The following is a 26,443-nucleotide window of genomic DNA, read 5'->3' as shown; positions in this document are numbered from 1 at the left end:
GGTGCCCGGTTGACCGGATTCCCTTGTGGAGAACGGGACTTAACGGCCCCGCTGTCCACAGCGATCCACACCCCTCCGGAGAGTTATCCACAGGCTGTGTGGAAGGACTGTGGATTTCGGAATTGATCACTCCGGAACTTGTCGCCGGACTGAGGAATTCCCCGCTCGAACAGCGATGACACCCACTTTCGGGTGGAAAAAGGTCGCTCCAAAAGATGAACCAAAGGAAACGGGTGGACGAAGGGTGACCTGCCGGACGGTGGCCGCATCAGGGACGTGTGGGGCGATTTGTCGACCAGGTCATCCACCCTTGTCGACTTGTCCCCAGGTCGAGAAGCGGACCTGTGGATAACTTCTGTGGATAACGAAGATATGCAGGTAGTACTGGCCCGAAGTAGACTACAGCCGCCTCGGAACCGGCCGTCCCGGCACTCAGAACCGGCCGTCCTGGCAGCGCGCCACCCAGTCCGCCGCCGCCATGAACTCCCCGTCCGAGGTCCCCGCCCGGATCGCCGGAGCCTCGCCCGGAGTGATGTCCGCGCGCGGATAGGAGCCCAGGAAACGCACCTGGAGACAGATCCGCCTCAGCCCCATCAGCGCCTCCGCCATCCGCCGGTCGGAGATGTGGCCCTCCGCGTCGATGCAGAAGCAGTAGTTGCCGATGCCGGCGCCGGTCGGCCGGGACTGCAGCAGCATCAGGTTGATGCCGCGCGAGGCGAACTCGCCGAGCAGGTCGCGCAGCGCGCCGGGGTGGTCGTCACGCTGCCACAGCACCACCGAGGTCTTGTCGGCACCGGTCGGCGCGGCGGGCCGGGCCGGTCGGCCGACCAGCACGAACCGGGTCTGCGCGTTCTCCGCGTCGTGGATCCCGGTCTCCAGGGCCGTCAGGCCGTACCGCGCTGCGGCGAACTCGCCGGCGAAAGCGGCGTCGTATCGGCCTTCCTGGACCAGACGGGCGGCGTCGGCGTTGGAGGCGGCCGACTCCCAGTGCGCGTCGGGGAGGTGTGTGCGCATCCAGTTGCGCACCTGCGGCTGGGCCGCCGGGTGGGCGGAGACCGTCTTGATGTCCGTGAGCTTGGTGCCCGGCCGGACCAGCAGCGCGAAGGTGATCGACAGCAGCACCTCGCGGTAGATCATCAGTGGCTCGCCCGCGACCAGTTCGTCCAGGGTGGTGGTGATGCCGCCCTCGACGGAGTTCTCGATCGGCACGAACGCCGCCTCGGCCTCGCCGGCCCGCACCGCGTCCAGCGCGGACTGCACCGACACATACGGGACGAGTTCCCGGGTGGCCGTTTCCGGGAGCGTCCGCAGGGCGACTTCGGTGAAGGTGCCCTCGGGGCCGAGATACGCATAGCTCGCTGGCATGTCCTCACCCTAATAGCCGCACGCCGCCCGGGCGCGGATGTCTCACGACAGCCACTCGACCGGGTGGTTTGAGTACGGAAAGCCCAGCAGAACCGGTAAACCCCGTGAACCGCCGGGCTCGGGCTACCCCTCCAGCAGTCGCTGCCCCACGTACTCGCCCCGCGCCGCCCCGCCGGGCACCGCGAACAGTCCGCTCGCCTCGTGCCGGATGAACTGCGACAGCGCGTCGCCCCGGTCGAGCTTGCGCTGCACCGGCACGAAGCCGCGCAGCGGGTCCGCCTGCCAGCACACGAAGAGCAGACCGGCGTCGGGCGTGCCGTCCGCGTCGAAGCCGTCGTGGTAGGAGAAGGGGCGCCGCAGCATGGCCGCGCCGCCGTTCTTGTCGGGCCGGGTGATCCGGGCGTGCGCGTTGAGGGGGACGACGTACTCGCCCTTGGCGTCGGTCTTCTCCAGGTCCATCGGGGTCGTCTCGTCGCCCCCGGACAGCGGCGCCCCGTTGGACTTGCGGCGCCCGATGACCGCCTCCTGGGCGGACACCGACAGCTGCTCCCAGTCGTCCAGGAGCATGCGGATACGGCGTACGACGGCATAGGAGCCGTTCGCCATCCAGGCGGGCTCGCCGGAGGCCGGCACGAAGATCCGACGGTCGAAGTCGGACTCGGCCGGCTTCGGATTGCGGGTGCCGTCCAGCTGGCCCATGAGGTTGCGGGCCGTCATGGGGTGCGCGGTGGCGCCCGGCGTGCGGTTGAAGCCGTTCATCTGCCAGCGCAGCCGGGCCGCGCCGCCCGCGTCCTTCTGGAGCGCGCGCAGGGCGTGGAAGGCGACCAGGGCGTCGTTCGCACCGATCTGCACCCACAGGTCGCCGTCGCTGCGCGCCTTGTCGAGGTGGTCGGAGGAGAAGTCGGGCAGCGGGTCCAAGGCGCTCGGCCGCTGCTTCTCCAGGCCGGTCCTCGCGAAGAAGCCGTGCCCAAAACCGAAGGTGACGGTCAGCGAGGAGGGCCCGGCGTCCCGCGCCACGTCGGTGTCCTCGTGGGGCGCGGCCTCGCCCGCCATCAGCCGCTCGGCCGTCGTCGACCAGCGGCGCAGCAGGGCGGCGGCCTCCTTGCGGCCCGCGCCCGCCGTGAGGTCGAAGGCGACGAGATGGCCGCGCGCCTGGAGTCCCTCGGTGATGCCGGGCTGATGTTTCCCGTGAAACATCACCCGGTCGGAGCCCACCGAGGTCAGCGGAGTGGCCGGCGCGGGCGCGGCGGTATAGCCCACGGCCCCGCCTGCCGCGCCGAGCACGAGTCCGGTGGCGCCGGCCGTGCCGAGCAGCGCACGCCGGGAGATGCCGTGGCCGCCCGCGGAATCGGGCTCCCCCGCACCCTCGGCGGAGACACGGACCTGGGGGATGGACTGGTCGGGCATGGTGTGGTTCAGCCGATCTGCGCGTTCTTGGAGACGGTCACCTGGTCGATGTCGGAGGTCCGCACGGTGACGGCGACCTTCCAGTCCCCGGCCATGGGGATCTGCACTCCGCTCGCCGACCAGTGGCCGGTGGTGATGTGGTCGGGGGCCACGGGAAGCGGGCCGATCTTCTTCGCCTCCAGGGTGAAGGCGACCTTCACCTCGGGGACGTCGAAGGCCCGGCCGTTGGGCCGCTGGACGTACACATGCATCTCGTTGCCGCCGACGCGCGCGGGGTCGAGGTCGATGCTGACGACGCCCTTGCCGTCGGTGCCACCGGTGTCGAAGGACATGTCCAGGGTCAGCGCGCCGTTGGAGGGCGCCGTGGCCGAGCTCGAGGACGAGGTGGCGGCCTTGGCGTCCAGCTCGGTGCGGCCCGGCTCGGTCTGGGTCAGCCAGGTGGTGACGGCGAGCAGCACCACGGCGACGCCGGCCTCGGCGAGCACCGAGCGGCGCAGCCCGAAGCGGTGGGTGTCACCGTCCCGCAGGCGCTTCTGCCGGGCGGTGTCCATGGCGGCCCGCTGCCGGGCGAGCTGGGCGGCGCGCTCGGTGTCCCCGGGGCGGTCGCTCTTCCCGGCGGCCTTCGAGGCGGGAACGCGCTCCTTCCCGGACTGCTCGGTGGCCGGTGCCGTCTTCTCGGCCTCCCCCGGGACGGACGCCTTCGCGGGCTGCCGCTCGGCCTCCGCGGCGACGGCGGCCGTTCCGGCGCCGTCGGCGAGCCGGCCCGTCCACCGCCGCGACACCGAGGCGATGCCGACCAGTACCGCCACCAGCCCGATCTTGACCAGCAGCAGCTGTCCGTACCGGGTGTCGGTGAACGCCGACCAGGAGCCCAGCTGACGCCAGGACTGGTAGGCGCCGGTCGCGACGAGCGCGACGACACTGCCGAAGGCCACGCGGGAGAAGCGGCGCACGGCGGCGGCCTCCACCGGTGTCTCGGCGGGCGCCCGGTACAGGGCGACCAGCAGGGCGGTGAGCCCGCCCAGCCATGCGGCGACGGCGAGCAGGTGGACGACGTCGACAGGCATCGCGATGCCCGGCTGGAGCCCGACCGAGGCGTGCTCGGCCATGGCCCAGCTGGTCGCGAGCCCCGCCGAGACGACCACCCCGCCGACCGCGAGCCCGAAGGTCAGATCGCGCTTCTCCTGGCCCTCCTCCCGCTTGGTGTACGCGCCGAAGAGAACCGCGATGAACAGCGCGGCGGCGGCGAGCAGCAGCAGCCGGGAGACCAGGGCCGCACCGGTCTTGGTCTGCAGCACCTGGCCGAGCAGACCGAGGTCGAAGACATCGGCGAGCTTCCCGGAGGTGGTGTAGGAGCCGCGCAGGAGCAGCAGCCACAGGGTGGCCGCGGTGAGCGTGAGCCAGCCGCCGACGACCAGCCGCTGCAGGGCCCGTACGCCCGCGCCGCGCTGCCAGCAGGCGAGCACGAAGGCCGCGCCGCCCGCGAGAACGATGAACCCGGCGTACGACGCGTACCGTCCGAAGGCGTAGAGGCCGCCCACGGTCCAGCCGCCCGCGACCGGACCGGTGCCGGAGACCACGGTCTGCGAGGGCGCCCCGATGGAGAAGGTGTAGGCGCCGGAGACGGGGTGGCTGTCGGCCGAGACGATCTGGTACGTGACCGTGTAGGTGCCCTTGCCCAGGCCGCTCCTGAGCCGCACGGCGTACGTCGTCCCGCTCACGTTGGCGGGTTTGCCGGTCTGCACCGGCTTGCCCCGGGGGTCGAGGACGCGCAGGGAGTCGTCGTTCGTCGCCACCTTCTCGGAGAAGGTGAGCGACACCTGGGTGGGTGCCTGCTTGACCACCACCCCCTGTGCGGGGTCGCTGCCGGTCAGCGCCGCGTGCGCGGAGGCCGGTGCGGCTCCCGCGAACAGGGCGCCGGTGACGGCGAGGAGCAGCAGCACCAGGATGCGCAGGCTGCCCCGCTGTCGTGTGGGGGTGATGGTCCGCGTCACGGTGGTCGGTCCCTCCCTCAGTGGCCGGTCGACGGGTTGTACGTCGCGGACTTCACCGGCATCTCGACGGTGAGGGGCCCGGACTTGGCGAAGGTGAGCTTCACGGTGACCGTCTGGCCCTGCTCCGGCTTGCGCTTCAGCTTCTCGAACATCAGATGGTTGCCGCCGCTTTTGAACACGAGTTGACCGTGGGCGGGTACGGCGAAGGAGCTCTTCTCCTGCATCGCGCCGCCCATGGTGCTGTGCATGGTGACCTGGCCGGCGACCTCACTGGTCACCGAGGTCAGCTCGTCCCCGGCGCCACCCTTGTTGGTGACCGTCAGGAAGCCGGCGGCCATGTCGGCGGAGACCGGCTGCGGCATGTACGGACCGCTCACGGACAGTTCGGCCTCCCCGGAGCCGGAGCCGGAGCCGGAGCCCGACCCGGAGCCCGAGCAACCCGCGAGGGCCAGTGTCCCGGCGAGAGCGGAGGCCGCGGTCAGGACTGCGGTGCGGCGCCTCACGGGTTCGCCCCCTTGACGAGCTTGGGCAGGTCCTTGGTGTAGTCGTCGACCGAGGCGTCCTCGCCGTAGAGGACGTAACCGCCGTCGGTCTTCGGGGAGAAGGCGATGACCTGAGTGCCGTGGACGGAGACCAGCTTGCCGTTCTTGTCCTTCTTCGTCGGCTCCACGGAGATGCCGACGGAGCGGGCACCGGCCTGGACGGTGGCGAAGTCCCCGGTCAGTCCGATGAACTGCGGGTCGATGCCCTTGAGCCACTTGCCCAGCTCGGCCGGGGTGTCACGGCCGGGGTCGGTGGTGACGAACACGACCCGCAGGTCGTTCTGCTCGGCCTTGGGCAGCGCCTTCTTGGCGACGGCGATGTTGCTCATCGTCGTCGGGCAGATGTCGGGGCAGTGGGTGTAGCCGAAGTACAGCAGGGTCGGGTGGCCCTTGGTCTCCTTGCGGAGGTCGTACTTCTTGCCGTGCGTGTCGGTGAGGACGAGGTCCGGCTTCTGGAAGGGCTGGTCGAGGACGGTGGCGGCCTTGCCCGAGCCGGACTCCTCCGAGACCACGGAGACCGGCGACTTGCCGTCGTTCCCGCTGCCGCAGGCGGAGAGGGTCAGGGTGGCGGCGGCGAGCAGCGCGGCCGCGGCGAACGTCTTCTTGCGCATAGGAAAATGTCCCAGATGTGAGTGATCCGGCGCGCACCGGGGTCGTACGACGGCCACGACAGCGTGGCACGCCTCGCACGATCCCCGGTGCGCGGTCCGGAACGGCTTAGGCGGTCCGGCGGCGACCCGCGAGGACGCCGTAGGCGATGCCCGCGACGCCGACGGCGATGCCGACCACGCCGAGCACGCGCGCGGTGGTGTCGGTGTCATGGGGGCCGGAACCGGTGGCGGCGGTCGCGGTCCTGTCGGAGGCGTCCTTGGCGTTCGCCGTGCCGTGCTCGTCGGCCGCGGCGGACAGCTGCAGCACCGGCGCCGGGTTCTCCGGCTCGTCCTGGCCGGCCTGCGGCACCTCGATCCAGCGCACGACCTCCTTGTCGGAGTACGTCTGGAGCGCCTTGAACACGAGCTGGTCGGTGTTCTCGGGCAGGGCGCCCAGGGAGAGCGGGAACTTCTGGAAGTAGCCCGGGCGGATGCCCTTGCCGTCGGCGGCGGTCCAGGTGACCTTGGTGACGGCCTCGTCGATCTTCTCGCCGTGCACGGTCAGCGGCTTGGCCGGCTTGGACTTGGTGATCTTCACGTTCCAGCCGGGGACGGGCTCGGCCATGACCGAGGCGAGCGGGTGGTCGGCCGGGAAGTCGACCTCGACCTCGGTGGTCGAGGCGTTGTCGCGCTCGTTCGGGACCTTGAAGTCGACCACGGCGTAGCCGCCCTTGGCCGCGGCGCCCTCCGGTTGCACGGTGACGTGCGCGAAGGCGGGGACGGACAGCGCCAGTACGGCCGTGCCCGCGACGGCGCCGGCGGCGGCGACACGGGAGACGGCGCGGCGGGAGACGGCGCGACGCGAGACGTTACGGAAAGCCTGCATGGCAGGAGCACTCCACTCTGAGAGTTCGGTGACGAAGAGAGGTACGCGTGCGTGTGGCCGTGCCGTTCGGCGGGTTCACATGCGCACGCGCGCGTGCCGCGCGACGGCGGCAGCCCTCTCACCCGCATCGGTGGAGTGGTGCGCGCGTCGCGTCAGGCGGCGAGGCGGAAACGGGCGGCGGGCGGACCGCGCCGGATCACCGTGTGCTGGAGTGCGGCGGTGTGCGGGGCGGGTCCCTCGTCCCGGTCGGTCCGCCGGCCGCCGGGGCCGGGCTCGGCGGCGGGGAGCAGCCCGGCGCACAGGGCGCGCGTCAGCACGAGCGCCGCGCGCAGGGCCCGTACGAGCGCCCCCTCTGTGACTCCGTGCGCCGACAGCTCGATCAGCCGCAGCAGCGCCAGATCGCCGCGGCGCAGCAGCCAGCCGGCGGCGACGGCGGCGAGGACGTGGCCGAGCAGCATCGGAAGGGAGGGCAGCAGCGCGGCGGAGGAGCCGGTGGCGTCGTACGCGTGGCGCATGCCGCCCATGCCCGCCACGGGCCGACCCGAGCGGTCGACGAGGTGTGCGGCGAACAGCAGATGGAAGGCCCGCCCCGGGGTCAGGGCGGCCGGGGTCGACCCGCACAGGAGCCGTGCGGCCTGCTCGACCAGTGCGGTGTCGCTGAGCGAGGAGCCGCGCGCACCCGGCGCCCCCATCGCCATGCCGCCCGTCATGCCCGCCATCCCGCCCGAGGCCATGGCGGTTCCCTGCTGGCCCAGCCCGAACAGCATGTGCAGCGCGGTCTGGCCGAGCGCGAGGAGCGCGGCGATGCCCGGCAGTGAGCGGGCCCGCCCGGCGAGCGGTACCACGAGCAGCAGACAGCCCAGGAAGCCCGCGCCCAGCGTCCACAGCGGCACGCCCGCGCAGGAGGCGAGGGTGTGCCCGCACGCGGCCAGCGCGACGCAGACCGCGGCGAACACCGCGGCCCGCAGGATCCGGAGCCCGGCTCCGGGTCGCGCCGTGCGCGGGTGGGGGGCAGTCATGGCGGCCCCATCATCGCACTGCCCCTTCGGCGCTCCGCGGCAGGGCGCGGGATCGCCCCTCATACACCGATTCCTCCCTCGGCGCATCGACCATATGGGCGGAGTCACGTCAACGGTGTGCTTACGGCCGCCTACGGGCGGCAATAGGTATCGATATGTCGTACCGCGGCCAGGAGGCTGGAGCATGAGCATCTGGTGGTCACTCCATCTGCGCCGCGAGGCTGCGAGCGTGCCGCTTGCCCGGCGGCTTCTGATCGGCACCATGGAGACGGCGGGCGTCGACCCCGAGATCTCCTACGACCTGTCCGTCGCGCTGACCGAGGCCTGCGCCAACGCCGTCGAGCACGGCGGGGGCGCACCGCACGGCGGTTCCTCGGAGGCGTACCGGGTGACCGCGTACCTCGACGGTGAGAAGTGCCGTATCGAGGTGGCCGACACCGGGCCGGGTATCTCCCTCGCCCACGAGATCCGGCCCGCCCGCACGGACGCCGAGCACGGCCGCGGGCTCTGTCTCATCCGGGAACTCGCCGACCACGTCCACATCGGGGCCAAGCCCGGCCGGGGCGGCACCGTGGTCAGCTTCGACAAGATCCTCAAATGGAAGACGGATCCGTCACTGCTCACGGCATAGTGCGGGCATGGAGATCGAGAGCGGGGACATAGCGTCCGGAGTGACGCTGCGGCTTCTGCAGTCGGCCGACGCGGCCGCCCTGAGTGCGGCCTACGTGGACAACCGTGAGCACCTGCGGCCCTGGGAGCCGCGCCGGCCGGAGTCCTTCTTCACCGAGGCGGGCCAGCGGGAGCGGATCGAGGGGCTGCTGCGGCTGTTCTCCGACGGTGGCGTGGTGCCCTTCGTGTTGCAGGCGGCCGACGGGCGGATCGTCGGGACCATCACTCTGACCGGGGTGGTCCGGGGACCCTTCTGCAGTTCCTCCCTCGGCTACTGGGTGGCCGCCGACCGGCAGCAGCGGGGCCTGGCCACCGCCGCCGTGGAGCGGGTCTGCCGGATCGCGCGGGACACGGCGGGGCTGCACCGGATCGAGGCCTCGACCCTGCTCGGGAACACCGGCTCGCAGCGGGTCCTGGCGAAGTGCGGGTTCGAACCGATCGGCACGGCGCCCAAGTACCTGCACATCGACGGGGAGTGGCGGGACTGCCGGCTCTTCCAGCGGATCCTGCACGACCACGATCCGTCCCTGTGAGCGAGCCTTTCCGGCCGGGCGACCGGCTCCGTACGGGACGCGGGCGGCCACGACCTGGTGTCCGGCGGCGCCGGACCGGGGCGCCGGATGCGCCGGCCGACGGTCACGGCTGTGCGGGGTGCCGGTGCCGCGTGAGCTCCCCGCGGACGCGAGGGCCCTGCCGCTGAGCGGCTCCGCCGCGTGGGCGCCCCCGGTCCGCACACACCCGCACCCGGTGACGGACCACAGCCCCTCCGGTGCGCCCCCGTAGGTCATCGCAGCACTTTCGCCAGCACCTCCAGCGCCTCCGGATACGCCCGCTCGCGGGGCGTGCCGTAGCCGACGATCAGGCCCTGGGGGCGGCCGGGGCCGGGAGCGTGCCAGTGGTCGCCGAGGGTGCCCAGGGCGAGGCCCTCCGCCTCCGCGCGCGTCAGTGTCTCCGCCTCGTCGGGCACGTCGATCAGCGCGTGCAGCCCCGCCGCGATCCCGTGCACGCTCCGCCGAGCGCCCAGCCGGTCCAGCAGTTGGTCCCGGCGGCGCCGGTACCGCAGTCGGCAGGCGCGTACGTGCCGGTCGTAGGCATGGCTGTCGATCAGCTCGGCGAGCGCCAGCTGGCCTATGGTCTCGGTGTGGTGGTCGCTGTGCAGCTTGGCGTCGGCGACGGCGTCGACCAGGTGCGGCGGCAGCACCATCCAGCCGAGACGGAGTGCGGGGCCGAGCGTCTTGGAGGCGGTGCCCAGGTAGACCACCTGGCCCGGTGACATGCCCTGGAGCGCGCCGACCGGCTGGCGGTCGTAGCGGAACTCCCCGTCGTAGTCGTCCTCGACGATCAGTCCGCCACGCGCGCGTGCCCAGTCGCCGAGCGCCCGTCGCCGCTCCGGACGGAGGGTCACCCCGGTCGGGTACTGGTGCGCCGGGGTGACCACCACGGCGGCGGCGTCGCCGAGCTCCTCGGGGCGCACCCCGCGGGCGTCGACCGGCACCGGCAGGACCGTTCCGCCATTGCGCCGCACCACGTCCCGGTGGAACGGCAGCCCGGGGTCCTCCATGGCGACGGCGGCGCCGTCGAGCACGCGAGTGAGGAGCGCGAGGCCCTGTACGTACCCGGAGGTGATGACGATCCGCTCCGGCGGGGCGAGCACCCCGCGCGCCCGGCCCAGGTACCCGGAGAGCGCCGTGCGCAGCTCGATCCGGCCGCGCGGGTCGCCGTAGTCGTACGCCAGTGAGGGCGCCGTCGCTATGGCCCGGCGCAGCGCGCGCAGCCAGGCCGCCGCCGGGAACGCGCCGACGTCCGGGCTGCCGGGGCGCAGGTCGAAACGCGGGGCACGCGCGCGTGCCGCCGCGTTGGGCTCGATCGACTCGACGCTCGGCAGTTCGGCGACCCGGGTGCCCGATCCCTGACGTGCCGTCAGATAGCCTTCGGCGACGAGCTGGTCGTAGGCGGCCTTGGCGGTTCCGCGGGAGATGCCGAGTTCCACGGCGAGCCGCCGGGTGGCCGGCAGCCGGGTGCCCGGGGCGAGCCGGCCGTCCCGTACGGCGTCCCTGAGCGCCCGTTCCAGCCCGGCCCGGCGGCCGTCCGCCGAGTCCGGCTCCAGATGCAGGTCGACGCCGACGCCGGACCAGAAGTCGTTCACGAAAACCTTCCCCCCAGGCACGCGAATGGCCGGGCACTCCCCGGTACCCGGCCATTCAAACGCAGATCAGCCCTTCAGCGAGGCCATCCACGCCTCCACCTCGCCGGAGCGGCGCGGCAGACCGGCCGAAAGGTTCCGGTTGCCGTCCCGGGTCACCAGGATGTCGTCCTCGATGCGCACGCCGATGCCCCGGTATTCCTCGGGGACCGTCAGGTCGTCGGCCTGGAAGTACAGGCCCGGCTCGACGGTGAGCACCATGCCCGGCTCCAGCGTGCCGTCGACGTACGTCTCGGTCCGCGCGGCCGCGCAGTCGTGGACGTCCATGCCGAGCATGTGGCCGGTGCCGTGCAGGGTCCAGCGGCGCTGCAGGCCCAGCTCCAGGACACGCTCGACAGGGCCCTCGACCAGGCCCCACTCGACGAGCTTCGCGGCGAGCACGCGCTGGGCGGCGTCGTGGAAGTCGCGGTACTTGGCGCCCGGCTTCACGGCCGCGATACCGGCCTCCTGGGCCTCGTACACGGCGTCGTAGATCTTCTTCTGGATCTCGGTGTACGTGCCGTTCACCGGCAGCGTGCGCGTGACGTCGGCGGTGTAGAGGGTGTGGGTCTCCACGCCCGCGTCCAGCAGGAGCAGGTCGCCGGAGCGGACCGGGCCGTCGTTGCGCACCCAGTGCAGGGTGCAGGCGTGCGGGCCGGCGGCGCAGATGGAGCCGTAGCCGACGTCGTTGCCCTCCACGCGCGCGCGGAGGAAGAACGTGCCCTCGATGTAGCGCTCGCTGGTCGCCTCGGCCTTGTCGAGGACCTTCACCACGTCCTCGAAGCCGCGGACCGTCGAGTCGACGGCCTTCTGCAGCTCGCCGATCTCGAAGTCGTCCTTGACCAGGCGGGCCTCGGAGAGGAAGACGCGCAGCTCCTCGTCGCGCTCGGCGGTGACCTTGTCGGTCAGGGCGGCCTCGATGCCGGCGTCGTGGCCGCGCACCACGCGCACCGGGCCGGTGGCCTCGCGCAGCTGGTCGGCCAGCTCGCGGACGTCGCCGGCCGGGATGCCGTAGAGCGCCTCGGACTCGGTGAGGGAGTGGCGGCGGCCGACCCACAGCTCGCCCTGGCCGGAGAGCCAGAACTCACCGTTCTCACGGTCCGAGCGGGGCAGCAGGTAGATCGTCGCCTCGTGGCCGTCCCCGGTGGGCTCCAGGACCAGGACGCCGTCCTCGGTCTGGTTGCCGGTGAGGTACGCGTACTCGACCGAGGAGCGGAAGGGGTACTCGGTGTCGTTCGAGCGGGTCTTCAGATTGCCCGCCGGGATCACCAGACGCTCGCCCGGGAAACGGGCGGAGAGCGCGGCGCGGCGGCGCGCGGTCTCGGCTGCCTGCGGGATCGGCTGCAGGTCACGCAGCTCCGTGTCGGCCCAGCCGGACTTCATGTTCTCGGCCAGCTCGTCGGAGACGCCCGGGTACAGGCCGTTCTTCCGCTGCTTGATGGGCTCCTCGGACTCGGTCTCGGGGCCCTCCGCGGTAGCGGTGTCGGGCACGACCGGGTTGAGCTCGTCGGACACGTGATCCTCCTCGATACGCCTTGTGATCTCCCCCGGGGCCCGCGACGCTCCTGCTTGTGGCCGAGCGGGGACCACCATCATCGTACGGTCGTACCAGGAGCGGGCCGGGGCCGGATGCCCTGTTATGCCCGGTCATTACAGGTGGGGTCAGTCGAAGCGGGCCGCCAGCAGCACCACGTCCTCCTCGCTGTCGGCCGCGTCCAGGCCGTCGGGCAGGACGGTGCGCAGGACGTGGTCGGCGACGGCACCGGGGTCGCGGCGCACCGGTCGCGGGATGCTCGCGGCGGCCGTGTGGAGGCGGGCGAAGGCCCGGTCCATGGGATCGCCGGTACGGTGCAGCAGTCCGTCGGTGTAGAGCAGGACCGTCTCCCCGGCCTCGGCCTGGATCTCGACGCTCGGCGCCTCCCAGCAGGCGAGCATGCCGAGCGGTGCGGAGACGGAGGTCTCGGCGAACTGGGTGCGCCGTTCGCCGATCAGCAGGGGCGGGCTGTGCCCGGCGCCGGCCAGGGTGATCTTGCGCAGGGCGGGTTCGCAGTAGGCGAAGAGCGCGGTGGCGGAGCGGGCGGGCTCGGTCAGCCGCAGCAGCAGCTCCAGGTCGGACAGGACGGCGACGGGGTCCTCGCCCTCCATCACGGCGTACGCCCGCAGCGAGGCGCGCAGCCGGCCCATGGCGGCCACGGCGCTCGGACCCGAGCCGGTGACCGAGCCGACGGACAGGCCGAGCGCGGCGTCCGGCAGTGGCAGTGCGTCGTACCAGTCGCCGCCGCCGCGCGGCCCGGTGCGGTGCCGGGCGGCGAGCTGGACGCCGGGCACCCGGGGCAGCCGGGTGGGCAGTAGTTCCTCGGTGAGGGTCGCCATGCGCGCGCGGGTGCGTTCCAGCTCCAGCAGCCGGGCGAGGTGCTCGGTGGCGTGCCGGGTGTAGAGGCCGGCGAGGTGGCGCTGCCGCTCGTGGGGCTCGGCCGGTTCGTCGTAGAGCCAGACGGCGGCGCCGAGGCGGCCGGCGGAGTCGGAGGCGAGGGGCAGGGCGTAGCTGGCGGCGTAACCGAGACGGGCGGCCACCTCGCGGTGCCGGGGGTCGAGGCCGTCCTCGGCGAGCAGATCGGGGTGGACGATCTCGGTGGTGGTGCCGGTGTCGTACGGCAGTGCTCCGCGCGGGACGGTCTCGATGTGGCCGAGGTCCGCGCGGCCGAGGCCCAGGCCGAGGGTGGTGCGCGGGCCGAGCCCGTCGCCGGGCTCCAGGGCGACCAGGCCCCGGCGGGCGCCGACGAGGGCGGCTCCGGCGCGCAGCAGTTCGTGCAGCGCGGGTTCCAGTGCGTCCGTGCGGGACAGGCGCTCGGTGAGTTCGTGGAGGGTCGTGAGGTCCGAGACCCAGCCGGCCAGCCGGTCCTGGAGGAGGGCGCCGGGTGCGGGGGTGTTGGGGGCAGGGACGGGAGCGGCGCCGGCGGCGGGGGGAGTGGGCGCGACAGTGTGTGCGGGCGTGGGAACCGTTGGATCGATTCCGGCCACTTTCGGAGGGTGCGGGGCGTTCATGGCGCCCGGCCTTCAGACCGGTGCGTATTGCTGAAAAGCATCGCAAACCCCCATGTCATTCTGCGCCGCTAGCAGTGTCTCCACATGTACACGCACTCGTGAGGGGATGTCCAGCATTGTCCTGCGGGGATTCCTGGTGTCCATGGGTCGGACGAGGTTTTCTCCGGAACCCCTTGCCTTACTGCCAAGTTGGCTGAAAACTGCACAAGGTATCGGTCCATTGCGGTCGACTGGCCTTGCTCCACGGAGCGTCACAGCGGTCGTGATGGGTACGTACTCGGAGAAGGCCAGGGGTGGTTGGGGGCCACCCGGAACCTGGCGACGGACCCGGGCGTCATAGCCACCGACGGCCGAGCCCCATCCTCCCTGGCGGAGGCGGAGAGAACCACGCGCGACGGCAAAACGCCATACTTCGCCACCCCCGCGCCGCAGCCGTGCTTTTGATGGACGCACTATGGACGCGGACGCGGCCCATGCTCGACCCCTTGGGGTTCCCCCTGCCGTACGCGGGGGCGTGATGCGCCAACAGGTACGCACAGTGAAGTGATCGACACATGGTGTGATGTGGACCACGGTGTTGCCAGCGGTGCAACGGAAAGGAACGAGCGCTCATGCGCGAGATCCTCGGAAGGCGACGCAGGCTCCTGTCCAGGCGGAGCGACGGGAGGCCTGAGCTGATCGGCGCGGCCCTGACCTTCGCGTCCGAGTGGCAGTGGCCCGTACTCCCGGGCGTGGCCCCGGACCCGCAGGGACGGGCCCGCTGCGGCTGCCCCGACCCGGAGTGCACGGTGCCCGGTGCGCACCCCTTCGATCCCGGCCTCCTCGCCGCCACGACCGACGCGCGCATGGTGCGCTGGTGGTGGACCAACCGGCCGAGCGCGCCGATCATCCTGGCCACCGGGGGTTCCGCCCGCACGCGTGGGGGAGGCAGTGCGCCCTGCGCGGTCAGCCTGCCGGCGCTCGCCGCCTCCCGCGCCCTCGCCCTGCTCGACCGGCGCGGCATGCGCCTCGGCCCGGTGATCGCCTCGCCCACCCGCTGGGCGCTGCTCGTCAAGCCGTACTCCATGGAGCAGCTCGGCGAACTGCTCTACGCCAAGGACTTCGTCCCCGGCTCCCTGCGCTTCCACGGCGAGGGCGGCTACCTCGCCCTGCCCCCGTCCGAGACCGGCCAGGGCGGCGTCCGCTGGGAGCGGGCCCCGCTGCCCGGGTCGGCCGCGCCCTGGGTGCCCGATGTGGAGGCCGTGGTGGACGCCGTGGTGGACGCCCTCACTCGTACGGGTGTGAGCGCACCCGAGTTGTAAGGGTGTCGGGCGCGGGCGGGGCGGGTCGGCCCCGCCCGCTCGTTATCTTCCGCACATGCTGCGAAACTCTGGGGGACATGGCCGCCGGTTCTCCGGGCGGCCTGCCGGGGGACATGCTCGTCGGTCGCCGCACCGCGCGGCGACGTCGGCGGGGGTGCGTGGGCCGGATCCCCGAACCGTGCGACTGCTCGCACTCGCCGGAGTGGTGACGGCCGCGGTCGTGCTGCCGCTGGCCGTGGCGTCCGCGGGCCAGGTGGGCAAGGCCGCCCGGCACACGGTGGCCGAAGAACCGCGGCGCGCCGTACGGGCCCGCGGGCACGAGGACCCGGTCGGTTCTCTCGAGGACGTCGTCGGGGCGGGGGACGTCGTCGGGGCCGGGGACGCCGCGGGGGCCGAGGTCGCCGCCGGGTCCGCCGACGCCAAGTACCCCGCTCCCGGCCGTTCCTCCGGGCTGCTCGGGATCGGCCTCGCCACCGCCGCGCGGTGCGGCCCCGAGCTCACCTCGCCCGACGGCATCGAGGCGCAGACCTGCGTACTGACCCAGGGCGCCGACACCTGGGCCCGCACCTACTACCGCAACGCGACCGGCAGGAAGCTGGACTCCGTGCTCAGCCTGATGGGTCCGGGCGGCCACAGCGTGCAGATGCACTGTGTCACGAGCGCCGACGACGAGCCCGCCACCTGTGAGACACCCCGTGAGCACAGCTGGGGCGGGCCGGGCGGCTACACGGCCGTCACGGAGTTCGCCAGGCGGGGCGCCGACGGCGCGCTGCTGCTGCGCTCGGCCAGCGACTCGGCGGATGCGGGCGGCGACTCCGCGGGCGCATCCGACAACTCCGGGAAGAAAAAGGGGAGTTGACGCTCGGCGACGTGCCGGGTGTCGTACGCGGGCACGGAAAGACCCGGTTGCTGGCGACGGGGGATGCACCAGCAACCGGGCTACTGGAACGGTAACAAGAGATCGGCGGTTCGCAAATTCCGCCTGGGGCATTCGGCCACCGATTTCCCTCTCGCCAAGGGGAGTTGTGACAGGAGTCACCTGTTCCGGGGCCCTGCGCCCGCCTCACCGACCGTTCAGTTGCGACGCGCGCGCGGGGGCGGCGTCAGCTGAGCGTGACCTGCCGGTTGGTCAGCCCGCCGCGCGCCCGGCGCTCCTCCCCCGTGAGCGGCTCGGTGACGGCCAGGGCCGCGGCGAGGCGCTCGGCGAATTCCGCGGCCGGCTTCTCCACGTCGTCCGCCGTCACCCCGCTCGGCAGGTCCCAGACCGGCACGGTGAGGCCGTGAGCACGGAAGGAGCCCACGAGCCGGGTGCCCTCGCCCAGGTTCGAGCGGCCCGCCGCGTGCAGCCGCGCGAGAGCGTCCAGAAGCCGCTCCTCCGGATGCGGCATGACCCAGCGCAGGTGGTTCTTCTCCGGGGTCTCGCACCAGTACGCGGCGTCCACGCCGGACAGCTTCGCCGTCGGGATGGCGGCGGCGTTGGCCCGCTCCAGGGAGGCGGTCACCTCCGGGGTGGCGTTCTCCGCGTCCGGCACCCAGAACTCGAAGCCGCTCTGCACCACCGGCTCGAACGGCGCCTCGAGGTCGAGCACGTCCTGCAGCCGCGGACCGTCGGCCGGGGCGCGGCGGCCCTTCACCGGGGTGCCGGGTTCGGCCTGGAGGGCGCGCTGGAGGGTGTCGGCGAGGTCGCGGCTGAGGTCGCCGGAGGCCGTGTCGTTCTGCAGGCCGATCAGGACCGAGCCGTCGTCGCGGCGCAGCGCGGGCCAGGCCATCGGCAGCACCGTGGCGAGCGTGACCGACGGGACGCCCTCGGGCAGGCCCTCCTTGAGGGTCAGCCCGACCGTCGCGGCCGGCACCAGCTCGCGCAGTGCCACCCAGTCGCACTCGCCGGGCAGCCCCTCGAACGGGCGGTGCACCAGCTCGGTCGCCGCGTGCGCCGCGGCCCGGCCGTGACACGCCTTGTAGCGCCGGCCGCTGCCGCAGGGGCACGGTTCACGGGCGCCGACAACCGGGATCTCTCCGTCCCTGAGCTGCGGCCGCTCGGCCTTCGTCTGGGGTCGCTTCTTGGCCATCGTGGGGTCTCCCGGTTACGGCTCTTCTCGTACGGGCGCGAGCCTAGCCGTTCGGGCAGTGACCGGCGGGAACCTGTGGACAACGCACGCCAGCTCGACGCCGACGGTGTGAATCTGTGGACGACTCCGCATGCCGGGCGGCTGCCGCCGCTCCCTCAACCCGGCCCCGTCCCCTCACTTTCCGCGTCCTCGCCACAGGCGCTCGTCCGTGTCCGCCGGCTCAGATCATCGTCCGGGTCGGATGGTTCAGGTCCTCGACCGCGTGTCGGATGGTTCAGGTCCTCGACCGCGTGTCGGATGGTTCAGGTCCTCGACCGCGTGTCGGTCGGCTCAGACTGGCTGCGTGTCGGACGGCTCAGACCGACCGCGTGCCGGACGACGCGGATCCTCGATCGCGTGGCGGTCGGCCTGTGTGTTCGTCCGTGTGCGTCGGATCGGGTGCCTGACCCCGTGCGCGTCGGCCCAGGCGGCGGTCCGTGTGTCGGCCGGAGTCTTTGGCTGTGTCCGTCGGTCCAGGTCCTTGACCGTGTCGCATGGCTGATGTGTTCGTCCGTGTACGTCGGCTCGGGACTTCGACTGCGTCTGTCGGTCCGCTCGACCGTGCCCGGTGGCCCGGGTGCTCGACTGGCTCCGTCGGCTCCGTGCTTGACCGTGTCCGTCGGCTCAGGTGCCGGACCGCGTGGGTCGGCCGGGCCCTTGCCCGCGCCGGTCGGCCCAGACGCCCGTGCGTGTGCGTCGGTCCAGTTGCTTCACCGTGCCCAGTGGCCCGGGCGCATGACCGTGTCGTGCGGCCCGGGCGCCGGACCGTGCCTGGTGGCCCAGACGCCCGTCCCTGTGCGTCGGCCCAGCTGCTTCAGCGTGCCCGTCGGCCCAACTGCTCCGTCAGGTCCGGGAGTCCAGGGTGTCAGGGGCGTCCGTCGACCCGGGTTCTCGTCCGTGCCCGTGCCCGTGTCCGGGGCCCTGTCCGTGTCCGTTCAGTCCAGGTCGTCGAACGCGTCCGCGAAGTCCAGACCGGCCATGTCGGCTATGTCGGCCATGTTGGTCATGTTCGCGAGCGCGGGGGTCGTGACGCGCGTAGCGAAGGCGTCCTGGCGGCACCCGGCGTCGGGATCGTGGACGTCCTCGTGGACCACCACCCAGACCGTCACCTCGCCGTGGATGTCGTCCCGGACGCCCCAGTCGTCGGCGAGGGCCGTGATGATGTTGAGCCCGCGGCCGCCGTGCGCGGTCACCGACGGGGTGGCCGGGGCCGGGCGGGTCGGACCGCCACCGTCCGTCACCTCGACGATGAGCCGGCCCCGCGCGTCGACCCGCCACGCGGCGCGCACGTCACCGTCGCCGGCCAGCGCGTCGCCGAGGGGCCGCCCGTGTTTGCAGGCATTGCTCAGCAGTTCGGAAAGGATCAGTACGGCATCGTCGATGACCGATTCGGATACGCCACCGCTGCGCAACTGCGAACGCATCCGGTGCCTCGCCTTCCCCACGCCCGCAGGGCCATGGGGTACGGCCATGCTCGACGACGTGGGCACCTCCTGTGCCACCACCAACGCCACCCCCGAGACCTCCTTTGCCCCACGCCACGGTGTGGATGCCCCATTGGCCTGAACCGGAAACCGGCCAATCCCCTTCCGGTGACGCATTCGCAACGACCCTGTGCGGAGCGAACGCGCCGGAGCACTCCCTGTGACGAAGGCCTTTCCCGCGGTCGTCGTATGGCTGGATTTCAATGGTGTGGCCGAGACTGGAGGATTCAGCAGGCGCACAGCCGGGTCAAGAGATGCGCACGGCTCTTTACCGGCCTCTTGAGGTCACACGCGCCCCAACCGGTGCAGAACCGCGCGCGGGCGGTTGGTGATGATGGCGTCGATGCCCAGTTCCACGCAGAGATCGACGTCCTCGGGCTCGTTCACGGTCCACACGTGCACCTGGTGGCCGGCGCGTTTCAGCCGTTCCACATAGCCGGGGTGATTGCGCACGATGCGGATCGAGGGCCCCGCGATCCGCACGCCCGCGGGCAGCCGCCCGTCGCGCAGCCGCGGGGTGAGGAACTGCATCAGGTAGACCGTCGGCAGCGTCGGCGCGGCGGCACGCACGCGTTGCAGGGAACGCGCCGAGAAGCTCATGATCCGGACCGGCGACTCGTCGGCGGCGGCCGGGGCGTCCAGGCCGAACCGCTTCAGCAGCGTCAGCAGCCGCTCCTCGACCTGACCGGCCCAGCGCGTGGGGTGCTTGGTCTCGATGGCCAGCTCCACCCGCCGCCCCGCGTCCGCGACCAGCTCCAGCAGCCGCTCCAGGGTGAGCACCGAGGTGTCCGCCGGGTCCTCCGGCCGGTGCACCCAGTCGGGCTCCTCGGTCCGCCCCCGCCAGGCCTCACGCGTCTTCCGGGAGCCGAAGTCGAGGGTGGCGAGATCGGCCAGCTCCAGCGCGGAGACCGCGCCGCGGCCGTTGGAGGTACGGTTCACGCGTCGGTCGTGGACGCAGACCAGGTGGCCGTCCGCGGTCAGCCGTACGTCGCACTCGAGGGCGTCGGCGCCGTCCTCGATCGCCTTCTTGTAGGCGGCCAGGGTGTGCTCGGGCGCGTCCTCGGAGGCGCCTCGGTGAGCGACGACCTTCAGGGAGCGCTGTGGTGCGTGGGTCACCGCGTCATGGTGCCACCGTCCGGGGGCGGGTGGGGCGGCCGGGGAGCGCTCGGTGCCCGTTTATGTAACTTTTGCGATAAAGGCACTATGTAAAGAATCACCATGGACCCACAGCCACCGCTTATGGTGCTCTGACGGCCCGTGGGAAAAACTGACTGCATACAAACGGAACCAGTGAGAACTGACCACAGCACCATGCACAGCTGCCGAGCGTGACCGAGTGCGACCGAGAACAACAGCCGTGGACCGAGGAGAAGAGCTGTGAGCACCGAGAACGAGGGCAACGAGGTACCCCCGGCCCCGTCCGCACCTCCTGTGCCGGTGGCCTCTCCCGCTTCCGGACAGGGCCCCGCGTCCGAGGGGAACGAGCCGACGGCTCCCCTGCCCCCGGTCCCGCAGGCCGCTCCGGCCGCGGCCGAGACGCAGGACGGGCCGGGCACCCCGCACACCCCCGGCTCTGCCCCCGACGGCTCCTGGCCGCCCCCGCCGCCCGCGACGCCGCCGTACGGCGAGGGCCAGTCCTTCGGCGACGGCGGTGCCGGTGCCGCGGGCGGCTTCGGCGGTGCGGGCGGCGCAGGCGGCTGGGGAGCGTCGTACCAGCAGCCCGCCCCCAAGCCGCGCGGTGGGCGCGGCGGGCTCGTCGCCGCGGTCCTGGTGGCCGCGCTGGTCGCGGGCGGCCTGGGCGGCGGCCTCGGCTACACCCTGGCCAAGGACAGCGACAACAGCGGTTCCACCACCGTCTCCGCGTCCGACGGCAGCGCCACGCAGGTCAAGCGCGCGCCCGGCACGATCGCCAACGTGGCCGCCCGGGCCCTGCCGAGCACGGTCACCATCGAGGCCGAGAGCACCAACGGCGAGGGCGGCACGGGCACCGGGTTCGTCTTCGACACCCAGGGCCACATCGTCACCAACAACCACGTGGTGGCCGACGCGCTCGACGGCGGCAAGCTGAGCGCCACCTTCCCGAACGGCAGGAAGTACGACGCCGAGGTCGTCGGCCACGCGCAGGGCTACGACGTGGCGGTCATCAAGCTCAAGAACCCCCCGTCCGACCTCAAGCCGCTCGCCCTCGGCGACTCCGACAAGGTGGCCGTCGGCGACGAGACGATCGCCATCGGCGCCCCCTTCGGCCTGTCCAACACGGTGACGACCGGCATCATCAGCGCCAAGAACCGCCCGGTCGCCTCCAGCGACGGCAGTTCCTCCAGCAAGGCGTCGTACATGAGCGCCCTGCAGACCGACGCGTCGATCAACCCGGGCAACTCGGGTGGCCCGCTGCTGGACGCCTCCGGCGCGGTGATCGGCATCAACTCGGCGATCCAGTCGAGCAGCAGCGGCGGCTTCGGCTCCGGCCAGTCCGGTTCGATCGGCCTGGGCTTCGCCATCCCGATCAACCAGGCCAAGTACGTCGCCCAGCAGCTGATCAAGACCGGCAAGCCGGTGTACGCCAAGATCGGCGCCTCCGTGTCCCTGGAGGACTCCTCCAACGGCGCGAAGATCACCGACCAGGGCGCGGCCGGCTCCGCCGCGGTCGAGTCGGGCGGGCCGGCCGACAAGGCGGGTCTCAAGCCCGGTGACGTGATCACCAAGCTGGACGACATGGTGATCGACAGCGGTCCCACCCTGATCGGCGAGATCTGGACCCACAAGCCCGGCGACAAGGTCACGATCACCTACACCCGGGGTGGCCAGGAGCACACGACACAACTCAGCCTGGGCGCCCGCGTCGGCGACAACTGAACCGACGCACGACCAACGCACGCCGGGTACGGTCCTTCCGGGCTTCCCGTAAGGACCCGCACGGCCCGCCGGACGTTCGATCCCGGTACGCTGTATCCGCTCCGTCCCAGGTGGACGGGGACCAGGTGGGTTGCCCGAGCGGCCTAAGGGAACGGTCTTGAAAACCGTCGTGGCGCGAGTCACCGTGGGTTCAAATCCCACACCCACCGCGCAGGTGAACGGCCCCCGGCCAGCAGGTTGGCTGGGGGCCGTCGGCATGCGCTTCGCCCGTCGGCAACCGCAGTTCCCCGCTGGTTCCTGATCGAACGGGCACGGGAAGGGCACGGTCACCTCGCCCCACCACTCTCCGGCCCCCTTCCCCGTGCCGGGGTGGTCCGGGGTCAGGGGCGGTGTCCCGTCATCCGGGCCGCCGAGGCGATCGTCGCGCGGGCCTCGCGTTCCGTGAGGCCGGTGTTGAGGGCCGCCTCGGTCAGGGGCTCGGCCAGGGCGGGGCCGATGCCGTTCTCGTAGGCGCGGCAGGCCGCCCAGAAGAGGCGGGTGTTGCGCTGGCCCTCGTGTGCGGCGAGGACGAACTGGACCAGGCCGCGGCCGTGATCGCCGGAAGGCGACGGGGACGGGACCGCGTGCGCGGGCCGGGGCGGTGGCACGAGCAGGCGCAGCAGGGACGGTGGGCAGGCGGCGGGGGTCAGGTGCGCGGTGCCGGGGGCGGTCGTGTACACGCCGTGGTCGGTGCGGGAGGCGGGGCCCACGAGGTAGCCGCCGGCGCCGCGGATGTCGATGCCTGGGGCGAGGCGGCCGGCGGAGTTCGGTACGACGACGTCGGGCGGGCCGGTGAGCCACAGGTGCCGGCCCCCGCTGGGCGTGCGGACGACGACCGTCTCCGGAATGGTGAACAGGTGGCGCAGGGCCAGTTCGCGCAGCGCGGTGGAGGAGTCGGTGCCGGACTTGGTGTCCAGGTCGACGCCGATCAGGTGGTACGGCGGCAGGCCGCAGGCGATGCCGTAGCCGGTGGCCCAGGGCGCGGCGGCGAACAGCTCGCGGATGCGGAGCGGGTCGGTCGAGGCGTCGTACACGCCGTGGCCGAGACGACCGCACTCGCCGTGGCAGCGCGGTCCGGCGGGGTCGGGGTCGTCGTGGTGGGGGGAGCGCAGGGCCGGGAGCTTCGTCCGGGACAGGGGGATGACGGCCAGGCCGCGTTCGGCGGCTGACAGGGCGTGTGCGAGGGCCAGCGTCGTGGCCTGCCGGTCGGTGGTGGCCATGCCTCCATGTTCGTACGTACGTTCGAAAAAAGGAAGGGTGGATGGGCGCGGCGCGCCCGGGCGCGGGGAAATTGGCCGGATGTGCGAGGGAACGTTTCATCCCTTGTGTCGCTTGTGAGGGAGGAAGGCGGAATCTCTGCCGTTCCGGGGGCTGAGATGACGAAAGGTGGCGATAGGGGTTTATCGACTTGTCATCACGCTTGCGTGCTAATCGGGGCTTCCGGGGTGGTTCGCCGGGGATTCGGTGGGCAACTCTGATCTCGCGACGTCGCCCAAGACCGTCGGAGCGGCCGGCCAACCGCCCTGACACCAGCCGTACTTCACGTACTTCCGGCCCTAGGGTCGCCTAGTGCCTGGTTCTGGAGGAACAACATGGCAAGCATCCGTACCGCCCGCGTTCTCGCCGCCGTAGCCGCGCTCCCGCTCGCAGTCGCCCTCTTCGGCGGCGTGGCGGCAGCCGACAACGGCGCCGTCGCGGACAACGGATCGAGCGCCAACGCCGGTGTGTCGAGCATCATCGGCAGCGGTGTCGGTCACGACAACAACGGCAACTCTTCCACCACGCAGCAGAACGCGGTCGGCTCCGGTGCCTCGACCCAGAGCAACACCGCCCAGGTCAAGGGCTCCGCGTTCACGGCCGTCCAGCAGGGCAACGAGAACGTGGCCATCCACTTCACCCACCTGTGGTGACCCTGAGGCGAGGCCCCTCCCGTTGAGGGTCCTCGTGGGGTGTGCTTCAGGGTCGCAAGACGTCCGCGCGGCGGTACTTCGGTGCCGCCGCGCAGGCGTTTTCCGGGGACCGGCACCCGGCCGGCCGGCCCAGAACGCCGGCGCTCGGCCTTGACACCCGACCATATCTGACGGACAGTCAGAAACTGTCCTGTCAGGTACGCGAGGCCGGGAGGGTCCCCGCCGTGCACCTCGCCCCCACGGAGCGCCGGCAGTGTCTGCGCGCCGAACTCCGCACGCACCTCGCGGCCGTGCTGCCGGGCCGCGGCGAACCCGCCGACCGGCGCCCCCTGTTGGGCCATGGCTGTCATGAGACGACGATGCGGCTCGGGATGACGAGGGGGCGGCGGTGAGCACGGCAGAGGTGGTTCCCGACCCGCTCGCGGAGCGGCTGAGGGCGTACGAGGGGCGGCCGGCCGCCGTCGCCGGGGTGGGCAAGGACCCGGTGAACGAGCCGATGATCCGGCACTGGTGCGAGGCCATGGGCGACACCAACCCCGCCTACGGCGGTCCGGAACCCATCGCCCCGCCCACCATGCTCCAGGCCTGGACGATGGGCGGCCTGTCCGGCCACCAGGGCCGCACGGGTGCCTACGACGAGCTGCTGGCCCTCCTCGACGCGGCGGGGTGCACGTCGGTGGTGGCCACCGACTGCGAGCAGGAGTACCTACGGCCCCTGCGCCCGGGCGACCGGGTCACGTTCGACTCGGTGATCGAGTCGGTCTCCGACCGCAAGACGACCGGCCTGGGCACCGGGTACTTCGTCACGACCCGTACGGACGTCCGGGTCGACGGCACCCGCGTGGGCACGCACCGCTTCCGCATCCTCAAGTACGCCCCGGCCCGCCGGAAACCCGCCGCCCCGCGGCCCCGCCCGGTGGTGGGCCGGGACAACGCCGGCTTCTGGCAGGGCGTGGCCGAGCACCGGCTCCTCATCCAGCGCTGCACGGACTGCGGGACCCTGCGCCACCCCTGGCTGCCGGGGTGCAACGCGTGCGGCTGCCCGGACTGGGACACGGTCGAGGCGAGCGGCGCCGGGACGGTCTACTCGTACGTGGTGATGCACCACCCGCCCTTCCCGGCCTTCGATCCTCCCTACGTGGTCGGTCTCGTCGAACTCGCCGAGGGCGTGCGGATGGTGAGCAACGTGACCGGGGTGCCGTACGACAAGGTGCGCATCGGTCTGCCGGTCCGGCTGGAGTTCCGCACCTACGAGGACGCGGAGGGCCCGCTGGTCCTGCCGGTCTTCCGGGTCGTCGAAGGGCGGGGAGCGGGCTGACGGCGCGGGGTGGAGACCGGCAAAACTCCGGGGAGTTGATCGCGAGTGGGGAGCGGCTCATGAGGACGGCGCCGGCGACGGCACTCACGGCGGGCGCCGAGCTGCCCCCGCTGGAGATCCCGGTCACGCGGACGCTGATCGTGGCGGGGGCGATCGCGTCGCGGGACTACCAGGACGTGCACCACGACGCCGAGTCGGCCAGGCGGAAGGGCTCGCCGGACGTCTTCATGAACATCCTGACGACGAACGGCCTGGTCGGCCGGTACATCACGGACCACTTCGGCCCGACGGCGGTGCTCCGCAGGGTCGCCATCAGGCTGGGGGCACCCAACTACCCGGGGGACACGATGGTGTTGACGGGCAGGATCGAGACGGTCGACGGCGACACCGCCACGGTGTCGGTCGTCGGCGCCAACGCCCTCGGCAGACATGTGACGGGCACGGTGACGGTCACGGTCCCGGCACGGGCGCCCCGGGAGGCCGGGTCATGAGCGTCCGCACCCGTGACGCCCTGGCAGGGCGTGCCGCGATCGCCGGGATCGGGGCCACCGAGTTCTCCAAGGACTCCGGGCGCAGCGAGCTGCGGCTGGCCGTGGAGGCGGTGCGGGCCGCGCTGGACGACGCGGGGCTGGCACCGGCGGACGTGGACGGGATGGTGACGTTCACGATGGACACCAACCCGGAGATCACGGTGGCCCAGGCCTGTGGGATGGGCGAGCTGTCCTTCTTCTCCCGGGTCCACTACGGCGGCGGCGCGGCCTGCGCGACCGTGCTGCAGGCGGCGCTCGCGGTGGCGACGGGCCTGGCGGAGGTGGTGGTCTGCTACCGCGCCTTCAACGAGCGGTCGGGCCGCAGGTTCGGCGCGGGCGTGCAGCACCGGGAGCCGTCGGCGGAGGGGGTGGCGCTGGGCTGGGTGCTGCCGTTCGGGCTGCTCACCCCGGCCTCCTGGGTGGCGATGGCGGCCCAGCGCTATCTGCACGCGTACGGGCTGACGCCGGAGGCGTTCGGGCACGTGGCGGTGGTGGACCGCAAGTACGCGGCGACGAACCCGGCGGCGTACTTCCACGGCCGCCCGATCACCCTCGCCGAACACGCGGCGTCCCGCTGGATCGTGGAGCCGCTGCGGCTGCTGGACTGCTGCCAGGAGACCGACGGCGGGCAGGCGATCGTCGTCACCTCCGTGGAGCGGGCCCGCGACCTGCGGCGCCCCCCGGCGGTGATCGCGGCGGCGGCTCAGGGGGCCGGCCGGGCGCAGGAGCAGATGACCAGCTTCTACCGGGACGACCTGACCGGCCTGCCGGAGACGACCGCGCTGGCCCGCCGGCTGTGGCGCGGCTCCGGCCTCGGGCCGGCCGACATCGACGTGGGGATCCTGTACGACCACTTCACGCCGTTCGTGCTGATGCAGCTGGAGGAGTTCGGCTTCTGCGGGAAGGGGGAGGCGGCGGACTTCGTCGCGGAGGAACGGCTGCCGCTCAACACACACGGGGGCCAGCTCGGCGAGGCCTATCTGCACGGGATGAACGGCATAGCGGAGGCGGTACGCCAGCTGCGGGGCACGGCGGTGAACCAGATCCCGGGAGCGGCCCGAACCCTGGTGACGGCGGGCACGGGAGTACCGACCTCGGGGCTGGTCCTGACGACGCAGGACTGAGGGTCGGCCCACTCACAGCCGGGGCCGACGGGCCCCCACCGGTCACCCCCACCCTCTCCCCAGGGGGATCGGGG

Annotated in this window: 23 protein-coding genes and 1 tRNA gene; 10 read left to right on the top strand and 14 right to left on the bottom strand. The window is 72.3% G+C overall.

Annotated elements, in window-relative coordinates; translation table 11 throughout:
- Positions 1-432 precede the first annotated feature (432 nt).
- The 7 genes from pheA to AB0D93_RS00640 form a co-directional block, all read right to left on the bottom strand.
- Complete coding sequence (pheA, locus tag AB0D93_RS00670) at positions 433-1,365, bottom strand: prephenate dehydratase (protein WP_362110559.1); 933 nt, start codon at positions 1,363-1,365, stop codon at positions 433-435.
- Between the two features lie 123 nt (positions 1,366-1,488).
- A complete protein-coding gene (gene efeB / locus AB0D93_RS00665; protein ID WP_362110556.1) occupies positions 1,489-2,772 on the bottom strand; it encodes an iron uptake transporter deferrochelatase/peroxidase subunit in 1,284 nt (427 codons plus the stop codon).
- A gap of 8 nt (positions 2,773-2,780) precedes the next feature.
- Positions 2,781-4,766, bottom strand: a complete 1,986-nt coding sequence (locus tag AB0D93_RS00660) for a copper resistance protein CopC (protein ID WP_362110553.1) — start codon at positions 4,764-4,766, stop codon at positions 2,781-2,783.
- 17 nt (positions 4,767-4,783) lie between these two features.
- Positions 4,784-5,269: a copper chaperone PCu(A)C gene (locus AB0D93_RS00655; RefSeq protein ID WP_362110550.1), complete on the bottom strand. Its 486-nt coding sequence runs from the start codon at positions 5,267-5,269 to the stop codon at positions 4,784-4,786.
- The gene (locus AB0D93_RS00650; protein WP_362110547.1) at positions 5,266-5,919 is read right to left on the bottom strand and encodes an SCO family protein; all 654 of its coding nucleotides are present in this window, start codon (positions 5,917-5,919) and stop codon (positions 5,266-5,268) included. The genes AB0D93_RS00655 and AB0D93_RS00650 overlap by 4 nt, the downstream gene beginning before the upstream one ends.
- 106 nt (positions 5,920-6,025) lie before the next feature.
- Positions 6,026-6,784, bottom strand: coding sequence for a YcnI family protein (locus tag AB0D93_RS00645; protein WP_362110544.1), 759 nt, complete (start codon positions 6,782-6,784; stop codon positions 6,026-6,028).
- A gap of 152 nt (positions 6,785-6,936) precedes the next feature.
- On the bottom strand, positions 6,937-7,803 hold the full coding sequence (locus AB0D93_RS00640; protein ID WP_362110541.1) for a hypothetical protein: 867 nt from the start codon (positions 7,801-7,803) through the stop codon (positions 6,937-6,939).
- A gap of 184 nt (positions 7,804-7,987) precedes the next feature.
- Between AB0D93_RS00640 and AB0D93_RS00635 the strand changes: the two genes are divergently transcribed.
- Both AB0D93_RS00635 and AB0D93_RS00630 read left to right on the top strand, forming a co-directional pair.
- The gene (locus AB0D93_RS00635) at positions 7,988-8,434 is read left to right on the top strand and encodes an ATP-binding protein (RefSeq protein WP_362110538.1); all 447 of its coding nucleotides are present in this window, start codon (positions 7,988-7,990) and stop codon (positions 8,432-8,434) included.
- A gap of 7 nt (positions 8,435-8,441) precedes the next feature.
- A complete protein-coding gene (locus AB0D93_RS00630) occupies positions 8,442-9,005 on the top strand; it encodes a GNAT family protein (RefSeq protein WP_362110535.1) in 564 nt (187 codons plus the stop codon).
- A gap of 251 nt (positions 9,006-9,256) precedes the next feature.
- Here the strand turns inward: AB0D93_RS00630 and AB0D93_RS00625 are convergent, their stop codons facing one another.
- The 3 genes from AB0D93_RS00625 to AB0D93_RS00615 all read right to left on the bottom strand — a co-directional run bounded on the left by AB0D93_RS00625 (position 9,257) and on the right by AB0D93_RS00615 (position 13,699).
- Positions 9,257-10,618 (bottom strand): PLP-dependent aminotransferase family protein, encoded by a 1,362-nt coding sequence (locus tag AB0D93_RS00625; protein ID WP_362110532.1) that lies wholly within the window; start codon positions 10,616-10,618, stop codon positions 9,257-9,259.
- A gap of 66 nt (positions 10,619-10,684) precedes the next feature.
- Positions 10,685-12,169: an aminopeptidase P family protein gene (locus AB0D93_RS00620; RefSeq protein ID WP_362110529.1), complete on the bottom strand. Its 1,485-nt coding sequence runs from the start codon at positions 12,167-12,169 to the stop codon at positions 10,685-10,687.
- Positions 12,170-12,316: 147 nt separating this feature from the next.
- Complete coding sequence (locus AB0D93_RS00615; protein WP_362110526.1) at positions 12,317-13,699, bottom strand: PP2C family protein-serine/threonine phosphatase; 1,383 nt, start codon at positions 13,697-13,699, stop codon at positions 12,317-12,319.
- Positions 13,700-14,310: 611 nt separating this feature from the next.
- On the opposite strand from AB0D93_RS00615, the gene AB0D93_RS00610 reads away from it, so the two are divergent.
- A complete protein-coding gene (locus tag AB0D93_RS00610) occupies positions 14,311-15,000 on the top strand; it encodes a bifunctional DNA primase/polymerase (protein ID WP_362110523.1) in 690 nt (229 codons plus the stop codon).
- A 178-nt stretch (positions 15,001-15,178) separates the two neighbouring features.
- On the top strand, positions 15,179-15,859 hold the full coding sequence (locus AB0D93_RS00605) for a hypothetical protein (protein WP_362110520.1): 681 nt from the start codon (positions 15,179-15,181) through the stop codon (positions 15,857-15,859).
- 244 nt (positions 15,860-16,103) lie between these two features.
- Here the strand turns inward: AB0D93_RS00605 and AB0D93_RS00600 are convergent, their stop codons facing one another.
- From AB0D93_RS00600 to AB0D93_RS00590, 3 genes are all read right to left on the bottom strand, one after another.
- Complete coding sequence (locus AB0D93_RS00600) at positions 16,104-17,069, bottom strand: DUF5926 family protein (RefSeq protein ID WP_362110517.1); 966 nt, start codon at positions 17,067-17,069, stop codon at positions 16,104-16,106.
- A 974-nt stretch (positions 17,070-18,043) separates the two neighbouring features.
- On the bottom strand, positions 18,044-18,709 hold the full coding sequence (locus tag AB0D93_RS00595; RefSeq protein WP_362111819.1) for an ATP-binding protein: 666 nt from the start codon (positions 18,707-18,709) through the stop codon (positions 18,044-18,046).
- 168 nt (positions 18,710-18,877) lie between these two features.
- Positions 18,878-19,708, bottom strand: a complete 831-nt coding sequence (locus AB0D93_RS00590) for a glycerophosphodiester phosphodiesterase (RefSeq protein WP_362110514.1) — start codon at positions 19,706-19,708, stop codon at positions 18,878-18,880.
- A gap of 261 nt (positions 19,709-19,969) precedes the next feature.
- Between AB0D93_RS00590 and AB0D93_RS00585 the strand changes: the two genes are divergently transcribed.
- Both AB0D93_RS00585 and AB0D93_RS00580 read left to right on the top strand, forming a co-directional pair.
- On the top strand, positions 19,970-21,448 hold the full coding sequence (locus AB0D93_RS00585; protein ID WP_362110511.1) for a trypsin-like peptidase domain-containing protein: 1,479 nt from the start codon (positions 19,970-19,972) through the stop codon (positions 21,446-21,448).
- Positions 21,449-21,572: 124 nt separating this feature from the next.
- A tRNA-Ser gene (locus tag AB0D93_RS00580) sits at positions 21,573-21,657 on the top strand.
- Between the two features lie 171 nt (positions 21,658-21,828).
- Here the strand turns inward: AB0D93_RS00580 and AB0D93_RS00575 are convergent.
- Positions 21,829-22,707 carry a bifunctional DNA primase/polymerase gene (locus AB0D93_RS00575; protein WP_362110508.1) on the bottom strand — a complete coding sequence of 293 codons (879 nt, stop codon included), beginning with the start codon at positions 22,705-22,707 and terminating at the stop codon, positions 21,829-21,831.
- A gap of 372 nt (positions 22,708-23,079) precedes the next feature.
- Between AB0D93_RS00575 and AB0D93_RS00570 the strand changes: the two genes are divergently transcribed.
- From AB0D93_RS00570 to AB0D93_RS00555, 4 genes are all read left to right on the top strand, one after another.
- Complete coding sequence (locus tag AB0D93_RS00570; protein ID WP_362110505.1) at positions 23,080-23,397, top strand: hypothetical protein; 318 nt, start codon at positions 23,080-23,082, stop codon at positions 23,395-23,397.
- Between the two features lie 388 nt (positions 23,398-23,785).
- The gene (locus tag AB0D93_RS00565; RefSeq protein WP_362110502.1) at positions 23,786-24,715 is read left to right on the top strand and encodes a bifunctional MaoC family dehydratase N-terminal/OB-fold nucleic acid binding domain-containing protein; all 930 of its coding nucleotides are present in this window, start codon (positions 23,786-23,788) and stop codon (positions 24,713-24,715) included.
- Between the two features lie 59 nt (positions 24,716-24,774).
- Positions 24,775-25,206 carry a MaoC family dehydratase gene (locus tag AB0D93_RS00560; RefSeq protein WP_362110499.1) on the top strand — a complete coding sequence of 144 codons (432 nt, stop codon included), beginning with the start codon at positions 24,775-24,777 and terminating at the stop codon, positions 25,204-25,206.
- Positions 25,203-26,369: a lipid-transfer protein gene (locus AB0D93_RS00555; protein WP_362110496.1), complete on the top strand. Its 1,167-nt coding sequence runs from the start codon at positions 25,203-25,205 to the stop codon at positions 26,367-26,369. Before AB0D93_RS00560 ends, AB0D93_RS00555 begins: the two co-directional genes overlap by 4 nt.
- The last annotated feature ends 74 nt before the right edge of the window (positions 26,370-26,443 follow it).

Source organism: Streptomyces sp. NPDC048191 (genome assembly GCF_040652655.1).
In the GTDB taxonomy this organism is placed as follows: domain Bacteria; phylum Actinomycetota; class Actinomycetes; order Streptomycetales; family Streptomycetaceae; genus Streptomyces.
This window is presented reverse-complemented; position numbering and strand designations above follow the sequence as displayed.